9 protein-coding genes are annotated in these 14,813 nt (G+C 72.7%); all 9 read right to left on the bottom strand.

The window, feature by feature from the left end; translation table 11 throughout:
- Nucleotides 1-74: 74 nt before the first annotated feature.
- The 9 genes from ACFWJ4_RS38135 to ACFWJ4_RS38095 all read right to left on the bottom strand — a co-directional run bounded on the left by ACFWJ4_RS38135 (nt 75) and on the right by ACFWJ4_RS38095 (nt 14,323).
- On the bottom strand, nt 75-2,555 hold the full coding sequence (locus tag ACFWJ4_RS38135; protein WP_380553087.1) for a hypothetical protein: 2,481 nt from the start codon (nt 2,553-2,555) through the stop codon (nt 75-77).
- A gap of 385 nt (nt 2,556-2,940) precedes the next feature.
- Nucleotides 2,941-3,534 carry a hypothetical protein gene (locus tag ACFWJ4_RS38130; RefSeq protein WP_380553085.1) on the bottom strand — a complete coding sequence of 198 codons (594 nt, stop codon included), beginning with the start codon at nt 3,532-3,534 and terminating at the stop codon, nt 2,941-2,943.
- Nucleotides 3,535-3,774: 240 nt separating this feature from the next.
- Complete coding sequence (locus tag ACFWJ4_RS38125) at nt 3,775-4,818, bottom strand: substrate-binding domain-containing protein (RefSeq protein WP_359914324.1); 1,044 nt, start codon at nt 4,816-4,818, stop codon at nt 3,775-3,777.
- 422 nt (nt 4,819-5,240) lie between these two features.
- Complete coding sequence (locus ACFWJ4_RS38120) at nt 5,241-5,645, bottom strand: hypothetical protein (RefSeq protein WP_359914327.1); 405 nt, start codon at nt 5,643-5,645, stop codon at nt 5,241-5,243.
- The gene (locus ACFWJ4_RS38115; protein WP_380553082.1) at nt 5,635-6,048 is read right to left on the bottom strand and encodes a hypothetical protein; all 414 of its coding nucleotides are present in this window, start codon (nt 6,046-6,048) and stop codon (nt 5,635-5,637) included. Before ACFWJ4_RS38115 ends, ACFWJ4_RS38120 begins: the two co-directional genes overlap by 11 nt.
- A 222-nt stretch (nt 6,049-6,270) precedes the next feature.
- Nucleotides 6,271-8,085 carry a GAF domain-containing protein gene (locus ACFWJ4_RS38110; RefSeq protein WP_380553079.1) on the bottom strand — a complete coding sequence of 605 codons (1,815 nt, stop codon included), beginning with the start codon at nt 8,083-8,085 and terminating at the stop codon, nt 6,271-6,273.
- Between the two features lie 93 nt (nt 8,086-8,178).
- Nucleotides 8,179-11,715, bottom strand: coding sequence for a thiol reductant ABC exporter subunit CydD (gene cydD / locus ACFWJ4_RS38105; RefSeq protein ID WP_380553076.1), 3,537 nt, complete (start codon nt 11,713-11,715; stop codon nt 8,179-8,181).
- A 4-nt stretch (nt 11,716-11,719) separates the two neighbouring features.
- On the bottom strand, nt 11,720-12,745 hold the full coding sequence (gene cydB, locus ACFWJ4_RS38100; protein ID WP_380553073.1) for a cytochrome d ubiquinol oxidase subunit II: 1,026 nt from the start codon (nt 12,743-12,745) through the stop codon (nt 11,720-11,722).
- Nucleotides 12,746-12,778: 33 nt separating this feature from the next.
- Nucleotides 12,779-14,323 carry a cytochrome ubiquinol oxidase subunit I gene (locus tag ACFWJ4_RS38095; protein ID WP_380553070.1) on the bottom strand — a complete coding sequence of 515 codons (1,545 nt, stop codon included), beginning with the start codon at nt 14,321-14,323 and terminating at the stop codon, nt 12,779-12,781.
- Nucleotides 14,324-14,813 lie beyond the last annotated feature (490 nt).

Genomic DNA, 14,813 nt, shown 5'->3' with positions numbered 1-14,813 from the left:
GGGGCCGGGGCGCTGCCTGGGGGGGAGTACGCCCTCGGCGGGCCCGCACCGGCGCCCCCGCCGCGCGCGGGTTCCTAGTTGCGGCGCAGCCGCGACCACTGGGTGCGGGCGCCGGTCAGCACCTTCGCCCCGGCCGGGGTGCCGCCGAGGAACAGCGCGGCCGGTCCGCCGACCAGCAGCACCAGGCCGGCGATCAGCGCGACGGGCAGCAGCAGCCGGGCGGTGCCGGGCCGGTCGGGCACCGGGGTGCCGACCGGGGCCGCGGCGAGCGGGCCTCCGGAGGGCGCGGCGCTCGTGCCGGGCTTGGAGCCGGCGGCCGCGCCGGGGACCGCGGCGCCGCCGGCCGTGCCGGTCCCGGTGGAGCCGGTGGAGCCGGTGCCGGAGAGCCCGCCGCCGGACAGGCCGTCGGAGGAACCGAAGCCGGTGCCGCCGGAGTTGCCGTCCGCGCCGATGGTGCCGGTGCCGGAGTTGCTCACCGGGCTGGTTCCGTCGACGGTGCCGCCGGAGCCCGAGCCGCCGTTGCCGCTCTCCGGGGTGCCCGGTTCGGGCTTCTCGGCCGGCGGGGCGGTCTGGTTGCCGGGCAGCTTGCCGTCCTGGGCCTCGACGTGCTGGACGGCCTGCTGGGCCTGCTGGCGCTGGGCGTTGTTCAGGGCGAGGAAGCCCTGGGCCAGCTGGCCGGGCGCGATGCCGTAGGTCTGCCCGGTGGTGGTCACCGTCTTGAGGAAGCGGGAGATCACGGCCGCCTTCGCGGCGGGCACCCCGCCGGTCGGGACCATCGCGTACTGGACGTAGCTCAGCGGGTACGCCCGCTGGTCACGGGAGAACGCGGTGTCGGGCGTGCCGTAGGGCAGCTGCTGGACCCCGGTGGCGGGGTCGGTCGGCATGTCGGCGACGGCGGCCTGGAAGCCGGCCGTGGACGGCGACACGTAGGAGCCGGCCGGGTTGAGCAGCGTGGCCTCGGGCAGCGAGAACGCCTTGGCCTGGGCGGTGTCCATGATGGCGAGCATCATGCGCTGGCCGGCCGGCTGCGCGGCGCAGGCGTCGTGCCCGCCGTTGGCGTTGTAGGTCGGCTGCTGGCAGTTCGGGCGGTTCTGGACCTGGTTGCGGGCGACCCGGGAGAGGCCCTCGGTGGAGGGCACCCACTCGAACTGCTTCCAGTGCGCCGTGTCGGCGCCGTCCTGCGGCGTGCTCGTCCCGGACATGTCCTGGGGCTGGAAGGCCTCGGCCGGGTAGCCGGTGAACCGGGGCTTCAGGTAGAAGCTGTCGACGTGCATGCCCCACGGGTCCGGCTCGCCGTCGAGGAAGCGGGCGGCGTCCGGGTCGGCCGCGATCCACGAGGTCAGCAGATAGGTGAAGTCCGTCGTGCCGCCGGGGACACCGGGGAAGATCGTCAGGGCTCCGCCGCAGCTGGTCGGCCAGCTGATCCCGTTCTCCGGGGTCTCCGGGTTCAGCTGCCTGAACTCGGGGTCGGTGAAGAGGCAGATCGGGTTGCCGGCCACGGACGGGATGTCGGCACCGGGCGACGCGTAGGACTGGGTCAGCAGTTTGGCCAGCAGCCGCGCGTTCAGCTTCATGTCCTTGATCTGCCGACCGGTGTTCGGGTCGTCGACCACGAAGGTCACGGAGATGCCGGTCGTCGCCAGCGGGGCGTAGACGTACGGCCGCGGGGGCGGTGACGTGTCCGGCCGGGCCGTCAGCGCGAGGTCGATGCTGCTGCTGCCGCCCAGGAAGGCCGACCGGGCCTGCGGCTCGCCACCGGCCGGGATGTAGCCCACGGTCATCGGGGACTCGCCCAGACACAGGCCCGAACGCCACTGCTGCATCGCCCGGTTGGCCATCTCCAGACCGGCGGCGCCGAAGTCCTGGGCGCTCGCGACGCAGGAGTCCGGGGTGGGCGCGAAGGAGAGCGGGACCACGGTCCGGTTGAGCCAGGCGCACTGCTCGCTGGTGCGGTTCTTGGTCTTCGAGTTGATCCGGCCGGGCTTCATGACGCCGTCCGAAGCGGCGTTGTAGAACCTGTCCTTGTCCATCCGGTGGTCGTTGCAGTCGGCCTTGCCGCCGCGGATGTTGTACAGGTCCGTCGGGTCGCCGCCGTAGTTCGGCTCGACCACGATCGAGCAGGGGTGGGTGGCGTCGCAGCCGAGCGTGGTGCTCTCCTTGGCGCTCCACACCTCGATGGAGGCGGTGCCCGAGCCGTCCGGGCCGGTCGGGGCCAGCACCATGTTCGTGGGCCAGTCCGGAGTCTCCGTGTGCACCGGGCGGGCCGGCTGCTCGAAGCCCGCCTCGCGGTCGCCGCCGTAGAGGGTGCTGCCGTAGCAGTCCGTCACGGCGGGGTCGGTGCCGCGACACTGGTAGACCCGGACCGCGTACAGGTTGAGGGTCGACTCCACGGGCGTGGTCGTCACCGGGCCGCCGCTCTGGGTGACGGTCGGCGTGAAGCCGCTCCAGGAGACCTGGAGCACCTGGTTGGTCAGGTTGGCCGTCTGGGAGACCGTCACACTGCCCTCGTCGCCGTACGTTCCGGCGGCCGGGATCCACACCTTCGGACCGGTCACGGTCGTCGAGGAGTCGGCGTGAGCCTGCGGCGCCGCGCCCAACCCGATCGGAATGACAGCGAGCGCCGCCACCACCGCCTTGGCGAGGGCCAGGGCCGGTAGTCGACGGCGCCACCTTCCCCGACCTCTTCGGTCGGGTACGCGGGTTCTCATGCGAGGCCTCCGGGAGATGCGGGCCGCCGAGGGAGCGGCGCGAGGGCGTCGGATCGCGCTGGGGACGGACGATTCCGTGCGTACTATTCGGCCAGCCGGACATGGCGGGATCCGGTCGGCCAGGTGTACGAGACCACAACGCGGCGACTCCGTACCGGAGTTGGAAGATCCGCATGCGGCGGGCCCGCGCCGAGGCACGGGCCCTCCGATCTGCGGCCGGGTGGAGCTGGGATCAGCTCGCCGGGGTGAAGGACAGCGCGAGCGAGCCGATCTGCTGGCCGCCCTTGAAGTACGTGGTGCCGAGGTTGGTGTCCAGGTAGTTCGCGCCGGCCGCGTCCACCTGGAAGCTGGAGGAGTTCAGGGTCTGGGTGGTGCCGGTGCGGCCGATCACGTTGTTGCCGCGCGGGTCCAGCAGCGGCACCGGGGTGGTCGAACCGTTCGGCACGGCGGTGAAGTAGCCCTTGGCCACCGAGAAGTCGAGCTGCTTGAAGGTCACGCTCTTGCCGGTCGAGAGGTTGATGAAGAGCAGACCGCCGCCGAACTGCACGTGCCCGTAGAAGCCGGGGATGTTCGCGGCGCCGTCGGTCACCGGGAGCGTCACGGTGAGGCCGGTGTCGGCGTCGAGCTTCGGGTCGGCCGGCTGCAGCGGGATGACCAGGATGCCGTTGAGCGCGGCGTCCGCCAGGAAGCTCACGTCGGTGGTGATCACGGCCTGGCCGGCGGCCGGGGTGGCGGTGGTGTCGGCGACGGCCGCACCGCTCACACCGGTCAGGGCGAGGACGACGGTGGCACCGGTCGCGGCCAGGCGGGCACTGATGCGGGACATGCCGAACTCCTTGGGAGAGGGAGAGGAGAGGTGATCGGTGGTGCGGTTCGAGGAAGCTCGCGCGGGGGTGGCGCCGCCGCGGGGCGGAACGCGGCCGGCGGCACGGCCCCGGTGAGGGTGCCGGAGGGACGGTCCCGGCTGTACGGCCGTGGTGCGCCCTGCTCCCCGGTCCGAGGGTTCAGCCGGGCCGGCGGCCGCAGGGGCGAGGCCCCTGCGGCCGCCGGTGCGGTGCTGGTTCGATCAGGAGTGGGTGACGCTGCCGCAGGCGAAGGGCGAGAGCGGCAGGAAGCCGTAGCTCTGGATGTCCGTGGCACCGTTGGTGCAGATCCAGCCACCGGCGCCGAAGATGGCGCGCAGGGCGGTGCCGTGGGCGTCCGTGGCGTTCCACTCGGCGTCACGGAAGACGTTGTAGACCACGCGGCCGTACTGGGTGGCCACGAAGGTGTCGCTGATGACCTTGTTCACGGTGTCGACCGGCGCGTTGCCGTCGATGTTGCGGATGGTCAGCGGGCCCTGGACGTCGGCGCCGGTGCCCTTGCCGAAGTACACCTGGCCGATGTAGTGGGCGACGGAGTAGGGGACCAGCGCGTTGATGTCGTTCAGCTGGGTGTCGCTGCCCTGGTTCTCCTGGACGCTGCTGTTGACGCAGGCGCCCGGGGTGAGCGGGGTGACGCCACCGTTGATGGCGGTCAGGAAGAAGGAACGGGTGCCCGAACCGGTCTGCGGCAGGAAGGGCTTGATCGTGGCGTTCGGGAGCGACGCGTTGATCTGGTTCCACTTGGTGATCGTGCAGGAGTAGATGCCCTTCAGGTTCGCCGTGGTCAGGTTCGCCGGGGCGTTGCCACCGCTCTTGGCGGCCCAGGAGACCGCGTCCTGCGCCAGCGCGACGAAGTCGTCGGTGGTCGGGTCGGTGGCCACCGGGCCGCGCGAGGAACGGGCGAAGTCCACGGTGGCGCTGGTGTTGGCGTTCAGCGCGGTGATGCCGGCGCCGGAGCCGTTCGGGCGGGTGATCGCGGTGGCACCGGTCTTGGTGGTGATGGTGCCGGCCGGGATCGCGTCCCAGCTGTAGAGGCGCGGGGAGGTGGAGCTGGTCAGCGACGCGTTGTAGTCGGCGGCGAGCTGGTTCAGCACCGACTGGGTCGTGTCGGAGCCGACACCCACGATGTCGATGGCGCGCGGGGTGACACCGGTGGCCGGGTCGGCGACGGCGGTGCCGCCGACGACGGTGGCGAGGGAGGTCGCCAGGGCGGCGACGGTGAGCAGCTTGGCAGCGGTCTTACGCATGTTCCTCTTCCTCCGGGGGAGAGACGTACATCGCGTGAAACCCGTACTCCGTTCGGGAGTTCGGGGCCGTGTGGCCGCGTCCGCTGCGGCCTCGCCGGCAGTGCCGATCCTGTCCGCCGGGGAGGTTCCGCCGGAAGAGAGGTCGAGCTCGGCCGGTGAATGTCGACTCATCGGTTCAGCGAGGTTTAGCCACTGGTCAGCGTGCACGTGACAGGGGCACTGCCGGGTCTCCGAGCCCGGTCGACGTTCTTCTCCAGGAGGCTGCTCGGAGTGTTGCCGGAAACCTGTCCTTCACCGGAAAAGCACGGACGGAGATCCGATGGAGGATCCCCTTCCGGAAGCGGGATCCGGTGGAGGATCCCCGTCCGGGAACGCAGGAATGACGGTCCGTCATCGATTCGGACCGTCATCGACTCACACGCTCACAGCGGCCAGCGGCCGTCCCGTCCGGACCGCCGCAACTCCTGCCCCACCCACTGGAGTCCGGCCAGGAACCCCTCGACCCCCGCCTGGCACTGGTCCCGCCGCAGGTACCCCCGGGCGCTGCGGGCCACCGGAACGGCGTCGGCCGCCCCCCGCCGGGTGCTGCGCACCGGCAGGTAGGCGGCCCAGACCCACTGACGCCCCTCGGACTGTCCGACCGAACATCGCAGTGCGGCCCGCTCGATCAGCAGTTCCCGGACCGACTCGGCGAGTTCCTCCTCGCTCCGGTAGGTCCGCACGCCGACCCCGAGCGGCCGACCGTTGGCGGCCCGCAGCGCCCAGCCGAGGCAGCGGTCGGCCGCCGGCACGATCAGCAGCCGCGGACCGCGCCGCTCAGCGGCCATCGGTGCGTCTCAACGGCACCACGGGTTCCGGGAGTTCGCGCGGAGGCTGCTTGGAGAGCAGCACCACGAACCGCCGGAAGGCGTTCTGGCAGGTCGCGTACCGCTCGTACGCGCGGCTGGAGCGCACCTCGGGCAGGACCCGCGAACCCGGGACGACCCAGATCCAGCCGATGCCCTCCCGCACGTGGGTGATCCGCGCGGTGAGTTCGACCGCCACGACCCGCAGGCCGTCGAAGCCCCGCTCGGCCTCGCCGGCCGTCTCGAACGCGGCCGGGGTGATCGCGACCACCCGTCCGTTGGGCGCCTTCAGTTGCCAGCGGTAGCGCCCGTCCGCCGCCCGTTCGGCGCGGAACCCCCCTCGACTTGCCCCTGCTGCGGTGTAGCCGCGGCCGGCAGCGTTCACTGCCCCCTCCGTCCGGTTGCCCTCCGGATTCCCCTCCGAGCGGAGTAAAGCTATGTGTGCACACGGAGCCCCCGAAAGCCCAGAACGTTCACAACTTGCGCCGTTGGTCGGGAAGTTCTCTCTCGTTTAACTTTCACGCGTCTCGATCGGGAACCGCTCCGGAAGCGGCCCGGAACCGGCCTGGAACCGACCGGCAACCGGCCGGGAACCGCCCTGGAACGCTCAGAGCCGGGCGGTCCAGCGCACCATCGTCCCCTTGCGGTACGGCCCGCTCTCGTGCCAGGCGTCGCCGCCGAGCGCCTCGGCGCGCCGGGTGAGGTTGAGCAGGCCGCTGCGCCGGCCGCCCTGCGGAATGCCCACCCCGTCGTCGGTCACGGTGAGCAGGACGCCCGGCCGCCCGCCCCGGTCCAGCGACTCCGGGTCGCCGCCCACCGGGCGGCCGTCCTCGTCCAGGTGGGTGGTGGCGTCGATCTCCACCCCGACCCGGGAGGCGCGCGCGTGCCGGGCCGTGTTGGAGAGCATCTCGCGCAGGGCGGCCAGCAGTTGACGTCCGGTGTTCTCGCCGACCAGGCTCTCCACCGGCCCGACGAAGCTCACCGCGGGCTTGAAGCCGAGCGCGGCCGCGGCCTGGCTGGCCTCGCGCAGCACCCGGGTGCGCAGGGTGTCCGGCGCGTCGCCGTGGTTGTCGTGCTGGAGGGCGTAGATGGTGGTGCGGACCTCCTGGATGGTGGCGTCCAGCTCGTCCACCGCCTTGCCGATGCCGACCTTCACCTCGGGGACGACCGCCCGCCGGGCGGCGCTCTCCAGCATCATCCCGGTGGCGAACAGCCGCTGGATCACCAGGTCGTGCAGGTCGCGGGCGATCCGGTCGCGGTCCTGGAAGACGGCCAGGCGCTGCTGGTCGCGCTGGCCCTCGGCGAGCCGCAGGGCGAGCGCGGCCTGCGAGGCGAAGGTCTCGGCGAGCTGCTTCTCGCTGTCGGTGAACGGCACCGCTCCGCAGGGGCGCCAGACGCAGAGCCCGCCGAGCACCCGCCCGGCGGCGACCATCGGCACCGCCATGGACGGGCCGAAGCGGCGGGCGAGCCGGATCACCACGGTCGGGTCGCTGGACATGTCGTCCAGGTAGACGCTCTCCCCCGCGAGCAGCCGGGCCGCGAAGCTCTCCCTGGGCAGCAGTTCGCCGCGCACGAACTCGGCCAGCTCACCGGAGGCGTGGGCGACCCGCATCTGCCCGTCGCCCTCGTCGCCGTCCTCCGGGCCGGTCGGCAGCAGGATCATGCCGAGCGCGGCGTCCGCCAGCTCCCGCACCTGCTCGGCCGCGACGGTCAGCGCGGTCTCGGCCTGCTCGGCGGAGAGCAGGGCGGTGGTGACGGCGGCGGCGCCGGCGATCCAGCGTTCGCGGCGGCGGCCCTCCTCGTACAGCCGGGAGTTCTCGATGGCCACACCGGCCGCCGCGGCGAGCGCGTGCACCACCTGCTCGTCCTCGGGCGTGAAGGCCCCGCCGCCCTTCTTCTCGGTGAGGTAGAGGTTGCCGAACACCTCCGCGCGGACCCGGATCGGCACGCCCAGGAAGGTCCTCATCTGCGGGTGGTGCGGGGGGAACCCGGAGGAGCGCGGGTCGGCGCCGAGGTCGGTCAGCCGCAGCGGCTCGGGGCGGTCGATGAGCACGCCGAGGATGCCCCGGCCGGCCGGCAGTTCGCCGATCTCGCCGGCGGTCCCGTCGTCGACCCCGACGTGGATGAAGTCGGCCAGGCCGGTGCCGCCGGGGGCGATCACGCCGAGCGCCGCGTACCGGGCGTCGACCAGTTCGGCCGCGCCCACGGCGATCCGGTGCAGGGTGGCGTGCAGGTCCAGCCCGGCCCCGATCGAGACCACCGCCTCCAGCAGCCGCTGCATCCGGTCGGTGACCGCGGCGGCCGACTGGAGGCGCTCGGCGACCTCGGTGACCAGGGTGTCCAGCCCCAGCGAGGCGATCTCGGGCACCCGATGGGGCGTCGGCTCGGGCGTGGCCTCGGGGAGGTCCGGCGTGGGGTCCATGGAGAAAGCCTAGTTTGTACGCTTTTCAGCCGAAGGGCGGCGCGACGGGCAGTACGACGACCGGTACGACCAACAGTGCGACGGGCCGCGCGGCTACCGGCCCACCGGCTCCAGCAGTCCGTCCGCCTCCCGCTCCCGCCGCCACATCGCGTGCAGCCGCCCGTCCGGGTCGGCGACCAGCTCGGACCAGCGGCCCCGCTCGGCCACCCGCCCGCCGTCCAGCACCAGCACCTCGTCCACCGTGGTGTCGTCCAGCCCGGCCAGCCGGTGGGTGATCAGCACCGTGGTGCGGCCCTCGGTGGCGGCCAGCAGGTCGGCGGTCAGGGCGTCCGCGGTGGGCAGGTCGAGGTGCTCGGCGGGCTCGTCCAGGACCAGGACGGGGAAGTCCGCGAGCAGGGCCCGGGCGAGTGCCAGCCGCTGGCGCTGGCCGCCGGAGAGCCGGGCGCCGTGCTCGCCGACCATGGTGTCCAGGCCGTCCGGCAGGCCCTCGGTCCACTCCAGCAGCCGGGCGCCGGCCAGCGCGGCGCGCAGCTCGTCCTCCGCCGCTTCCGGCCGGGCCAGCCGCAGGTTCTCCCGCAGCGAGCTGTCGAAGACGTGGGCGTCCTGGGCGCAGAGCCCGATCACCCGGCGGACGGACTCGCCCGCCAGCGCGCGGCTGTCCACAGCCTGTGGACGGCCGTCGGCGAACCGCACCGACCCGGCGCTCGGCTCCAGGAAGCGCAGCAGCGCCTGGGCGAGGGTGGTCTTGCCGGAGCCGGACGGGCCGACCACGGCGATCCGGCGCCCGGCGGCGAGGTCGAGGTCCACCCCGGCGAGCGCGTCCACCGCCTGCCCGGGGTGGCGGACGGTCAGCCCGCGCACCGCGACCGGCAGCGGCTGCTCGGGCAGCGCCACCGGTTCGGCCGGCTCGGTGACCGGCACCGGAGCGTTCAGCACCTCGTCCAGCCGGGCCCGCGCGGCGCGGCTGCGCTGGCGGGCCTGGACGGCGAGCGGCATCCCGGTGACGGCCTCGAAGGCGGCCAGCGGGGTCAGCACCACCACGGCCAGGCAGACCGGCGCCAGCACCCCGTCGCGCACCCCCTGGACGCCGACGGCGGCCGCGGCGGTCACGGTCAGCCCGGTGAGCAGGGCGATCAGCCCGGTGCCGAGTGCGGTGGTGGCGGCCGAGCGGGCGGCCAGCCCGGTCAGCGCGGCGTCGGCGGTACGGACGGCGGCCAGCCGGCCGGGCAGGGCGCCGGCCACGGTGAGCTCGGCGGTGCCGGTGAAGGCGTCCACCACGGCGGTGGCCAGGCGCCCGCGCGCCGGGGCCTGGCGCCGTTCGGCACCGGCCGACCAGCGGGCGGCCAGGGCTGGCACCAGCACGCCAGCGAGCAGCAGCCCGAGGCCGAGCACCAGCCCGGCGGCGGGCAGGAAGGCGGTCATCGCCACCGTCGAGGCCAGCGCGACCAGGCCGGCCACCGCGGCCGGCAGCCGCCAGCGCAGGTAGTGGTCCTGGATCGCGTCCACGTCGGCGACCAGCCGGGAGAGCAGGTCGCCGCGCCGGAAGGCGGGCAGTCCGGCCGGGGCGAGCGCGCTCAGCCGCCGGTAGACGGCGGCCCGCAGGGTGCCGAGGGTGCGCAGCACCGCGTCGTGCGAGACCAGCCGCTCGGCGTAGCGGAAGACGCTGCGGCCGATGCCGAAGGCCCGTACCGAGGTGACGGCCATCATCAGGTAGAGCACCGGCGGCATCTCGGAGGCCCGGGAGATCAGGTAGCCGGAGGTGGCCATCAGGGCGACGGCGCAGCCGAGGGCGAGCGCGCCGAGCACGATCGAGAGCGCCAGCCGGGGGGTGGTGCCGCCCTCGGGGCCGGTCTCCTCGGCGACGGCGGGGGCGGGGGTCGGCTTCCCGCTGTGCTTCCAGCCGCGCTTCCCATCGTGGTGACCATCGTGGTGACCGCCGTGGTGACCGCCGTCCGTGAGCGGGGCGGGCGGGGCGGTGGCGGGCCCCGCCAGCCGTACCCGCCGGTCGGCGGCGGCCAGCAGGGCCGGCCGGTGCGCGACCACCAGCACGGTGCGCGCCGGATCGGCGGCCAGCGCCCGGACGGTGTCCACGACGGCCGCCTCGGAGGCGCCGTCCAGGTTGGCGGTCGGCTCGTCCAGCAGCACCAGCGGCCGGTCGTCGGCGAGCAGCACCCGGGCGAGGGCGAGGCGCTGGCGCTGCCCGGCGGAGAGCCCGGCGCCGTCCTCCCCCAGGACGGCCGCCAGGTCGGTCACGAAGTCGAGCGCGTGCGCGGCCCGCAGCGCCGTCCACAGCTGCTCGTCGGTGGCCTGCGGCCGGTAGAGCCGCAGGTTCTCGGCGACCGTCCCGGCGAACAGGTGCGGGTGCTGCGGCACCCAGGCGATCTGCCGCCGCCAGCTCTGCGGGTCCAGCTCGGCCAGGTCGTGGACGCGGCCGTCGGCGGCGGTGATCCGGACGGTGCCGGAGTCCGGGGCGGTGAGGCCGAGCAGGACGGCCAGCAGGGTGGACTTGCCGGCGCCGCTGGGGCCGGTGAGCGCCGTGCTGGAGCCCGGGCTCAGGGTCAGCCCGGCGCCGTCCAGGGCTGGCTCGGTGCGCCCGGGGTGCCGGACGACCAGGCCGTCGGCGGCGATCTCGGCACCCGCGAGGTCCGGCGCCGGGGTGGTGCCGGCGGCGGGCAGCGGGGTCTCCAGCACCCGGAACAGCTCGTCGGCGGCGGTCAGCCCCTCGACGCTGGAGTGGTAGAGCGCGCCGACCTGGCGGATCGGGAAGTACACCTCGGGGGCGAGCACCAGGATCAGCAGCCCGGTCTCCAGGTCGAGCGTGCCGTCCACCAGCCGGAAGCCGACGGTGACGGCGACCAGCGCGACGGACAGGGTGGAGAGCAGTTCCAGGGTGAAGGAGGAGACGAAGGCGATCCGCAGGGTGCGCAGGGTGGCGCGGCGGTAGTCGGCGGTGATCCGGGCGATGGTGGCGGCCTGGGTGCGGGCCCGGTTGAACACCTTGAGGGTGGGCAGCCCGGCGACCACGTCGAGGAAGTGGTGGGAGAGCCGGGCCAGGGTGTTCCACTGCCGGTCCATCCGGGACTGGGTGGCCATCCCGATCAGCACCATGAACAGCGGGATCAGCGGCAGCGTTCCGGCGATGATCGCGGCCGAGGTGAAGTCGGCGCCGACGATCCGCAGCAGCACGATCACCGGGACGACCACGGCCAGCGCCAGCTGCGGCAGGTAGCGGGCGAAGTAGTCGTCCAGCGCGTCGATGCCGCGGGTGGCGAGGGTGGTGAGTTCGCCGGTGCGCCGGCCCGCCAGGTAGGACGGGCCGAGCGCGGTGGCGTGGTCGAGCAGCCGGCGCCGCAGGGTGGACTTCACCCGGGCGACGGACCGGTGCGCGGTGAGCTCGGTGAGCCAGCCGACCAGCCCGCGCCCGACCGCCGTCAGGGCGAGCAGCAGCAGCGGCGTGGTCAGCTCGCCGAGCGTCGCGCCGCGCTGGAAGGCGCGGACGACGATCTCGGCGATCAGACTCGCCTGGGCGACCACCAGGGCCGCGCCGACCGCGCCGAGCAGCACGGATCCGACGAGGAAGGCCCTGGTGGTGCGGGCGTACCCGAGGAGTCGGGGGTCGACCGGCTTCATGGCGTCAGGCCTGGTCGAGCGGGGCGGCCGGGTTGTGCCCGGGGATGTGCTGGACGCCGATCCGCTTGCGGAACACCCAGTACGTCCAGCCCTGGTAGAGCAGCACCAGCGGGGTGAAGATCGCCGCCACGACGGTCATCACCTTCAGCGTGTACGGCGAGGACGCGGCGTTGCTGACGGTCAGGCTCCAGTCCGGGTTCAGGGTGGAGGGCATGACGTCCGGGAAGAGCGCCAGGAAGAGCATCGCGACCGCGGCCACGATGGTCGCCCCGGAGAGGCTGAACGCCCAGCCCTCGCGGCCGAGCTGGTTGGCCGCCAGGGCGCCGAGCAGGGCGACCATCGCGACGATCATCGCGGCGAGGCTGCGGCCGTTGCCGTGGTCGGCCTGGGTCCAGATCAGGAAGGCCAGCGCCAGCACGGCGGTCACCAGACCGGACAGCAGGGCGGCCCTGCGGGCCCGCTCGCGGATCTCGCCGACCGTCTTGAGCGCGGCGAACACCGAGCCGTGCAGGGTGAACAGGGCGAGCGTCACCAGGCCGCCGAGCAGCGCGTACGGGTTCAGCAGGTCCCAGAGGGTGCCGATGTAGTTCTTCTGCGCGTCGATGTCCACGCCGCGCACGATGTTGGCGAAGGCCACGCCCCAGAGGAAGGCCGGGAGGAGGGAGGTCCAGAAGATGGCCTCCTCCCAGTTCCGCTGCCAGCGGGCGCCGTCACGCTTGGCCCGGTACTCGAAGGCCACACCGCGGATGATCAGGCAGACCAGGATGACCAGCAGCGGGATGTAGAAGCCGCTGAAGAGCGTGGCGTACCAGTCCGGGAAGGCCGCGAAGGTGGCGCCGCCGGCGGTCAGCAGCCAGACCTCGTTGCCGTCCCAGACCGGGCCGATGGTGTTGATCAGCACCCGCCGTTCGGCGGTGTTGCGGGCCAGCGGCTTGGTCAGCACGCCGATCCCGAAGTCGAAGCCCTCCAGGAAGAAGTAGCCGATCCACAGGACCGCGATCAGCACGAACCAGACGTCGTGGAGTTGCATGTCAGATCCTCAGTTCCCCGGTGTCCCGGCGCCTCAGTAGGCGAAGGCGAGCGGCTTGTCGGCGTCCTCGTCCGAGGACGGTCCGCGCAGCGACGGGTCCTTGGTGGGCGGCTGCTCGGTCACCACCGGGCCGGCCTTGGCGTACTTGACCAGCAGCCGGACCTCGATGACCGCGAGGATCGCGTACAGCGCGGTGAAGGTGGCCAGCGCCCCGATCTGGGTGCCGACACCGACGTTGGGGGAGACGGCGCTGGCCGTGGTCATCAGGCCGAAGACGGCCCAGGGCTGACGGCCCATCTCGGTGAAGATCCAGCCGAAGCTGTTGGCGATCAGCGGGAAGCCCATGGTCAGGATGCCGATCCGCCAGCTCCACTTGGTCAGCAGCGGCCCCAGCTCGCGCTTGGGGGTGAGCATCAGCCGGGGCACCTCGGTCTCGCCGGTGCGGAACTCGGGGCGCAGGAAGAGCTTCCTCCGCGTGGTCCACAGGCCGATCAGGCCGGCCAGGAAGGAGGTCATCCCGAAGCCGATCATGAGGCGGAAGCCCCAGTAGGTGACGAAGATGCTCGGGATGTAGTCCTTGGGGTCGCCGCCGTGCTGGGCGGCCTCGGCGGCGGCGGTGTCGTTGATGCCGGGGACGGAGGAGCTGAAGTCGCTGTGGGCGAGGAAGGAGAGTATTCCGGGGATCTCCAGGGCGACCGAGTTGTGGCCCTTGCTGACGTCGCCGACCGCGAAGACCGAGAACGGGGCCGGCGCCTGGGTCTCCCACAGCGCCTCGGCGGCGGCCATCTTCATCGGCTGCTGCTCGAACATGACCTTGCCCAGGGTGTCGCCGCTGAGCGCGGTGCCGGCGCCGAAGACCACCGCGAGCACCAGGCCGAGCCGCAGCGAGGTCCGCATCGCGGCGGTCTTCTTCGGGTCGGCGGTCCCGGGCTTGCGCTTGGCCTTCCAGAGGTGGAAGGAGGCGATGCCGACGACGAAGGCCGCACCGGTGAGGAAGGCGGCGGTCAGGGTGTGGAAGACGACCACGAGGGTGGTGTTCTGGAACAGCACCCGGACGACGTCGGTCAGTTGGGCCTTGCCGGTGACCGGGTCGATCGCGTAGCCGACCGGGTGCTGCATCCAGGAGTTGGCGGCCAGGATGAAGTAGGCGGAGAGCACGGTGCCCAGGGCCACCATCCACATGCAGGCACAGTGGATCTTCCTCGGCAGCTTGTCCCAGCCGAAGATCCACAGGCCGATGAAGGTGGACTCGAAGAAGAAGGCGATCAGCGCCTCCATCGCGAGCGGGGCGCCGAAGACGTCACCGACGAAGCGGGAGTAGTCGGACCAGTTCATGCCGAACTGGAATTCCTGGACGATTCCCGTGACCACGCCCATCGCGATGTTGATGAGGAAGAGCTTTCCCCAGAACTTGGTGGCGTGGAAGTACTTCTCCTTGTTCGTCCGCACCCAGGCGGTCTCCAGACCGGCCACGATCGCGGCCAGGCTGATCGTGAGCGGGACGAAGAGGAAGTGGTAGACGGTGGTGATGCCGAATTGCCATCGCGCGATGGTCTCGTGAGCGATTGCCAGTTCCACGTCGCCCTCTCTCCCAACCTGCCCGCGTGACGACGGGCATCTTCCGGACAAACTTCATCTATAGCCGTAGACCGTTGCTCAACCACGCAAGCTTGTCCGCTTGTGAACGTGAACACGTTCACAAGGAGCAGTATCCACCATCCTTACGAGGGAACTGCAGGTGGGGTGGGTTTGACAGCCCGGTGCGCTGCGACACGGCCGCGGTGCGGTCCGCACAGTCTGCGGACCCCCCGCGGGCCGGGGCAACGAACGACGGGGCGGACGGCCGGAAGTTGTTGGCCGAACCGGCGCTTGACAGGCTCGCGACCCGGTCGCCCCGGCCGGATCCGCGTGCTACCGGCGCCCGGCCGGCGCCAACCCTGCGACGGCTCCGCCGGGTGCACCCGATCCGGGAGTCCGGGGGCCGGGAACGCCGGAACCGCAGGACGGGCCGGGGCCTGTCCTGCGGGTACGGGGTGGTCGCCCCCCCCACCCCCCCCGGCGCCAACCC

It is taken from the genome of Kitasatospora sp. NPDC127067, assembly GCF_042724755.1.
Taxonomy (GTDB): domain Bacteria; phylum Actinomycetota; class Actinomycetes; order Streptomycetales; family Streptomycetaceae; genus Kitasatospora; species Kitasatospora lactacystinica.
The sequence above is the reverse complement of the archived record's forward strand: the minus strand, read 5'-3'. Positions and strand labels throughout refer to the sequence as shown.

Bases quoted from the DNA above. Each gene is read 5' to 3' on its own strand.
- ACFWJ4_RS38130 (WP_380553085.1), bottom strand. From the start codon at position 3,534: ATGTCCCGCATCAGTGCCCGCCTGGCCGCGACCGGTGCCACCGTCGTC.
- ACFWJ4_RS38125 (WP_359914324.1), bottom strand. From the start codon at position 4,818: ATGCGTAAGACCGCTGCCAAGCTGCTCACCGTCGCCGCCCTGGCGACC.
- ACFWJ4_RS38120 (WP_359914327.1), bottom strand. From the start codon at position 5,645: ATGGCCGCTGAGCGGCGCGGTCCGCGGCTGCTGATCGTGCCGGCGGCC.
- ACFWJ4_RS38110 (WP_380553079.1), bottom strand. From the start codon at position 8,085: ATGGACCCCACGCCGGACCTCCCCGAGGCCACGCCCGAGCCGACGCCC.
- cydD (WP_380553076.1), bottom strand. From the start codon at position 11,715: ATGAAGCCGGTCGACCCCCGACTCCTCGGGTACGCCCGCACCACCAGG.
- cydB (WP_380553073.1), bottom strand. From the start codon at position 12,745: ATGCAACTCCACGACGTCTGGTTCGTGCTGATCGCGGTCCTGTGGATC.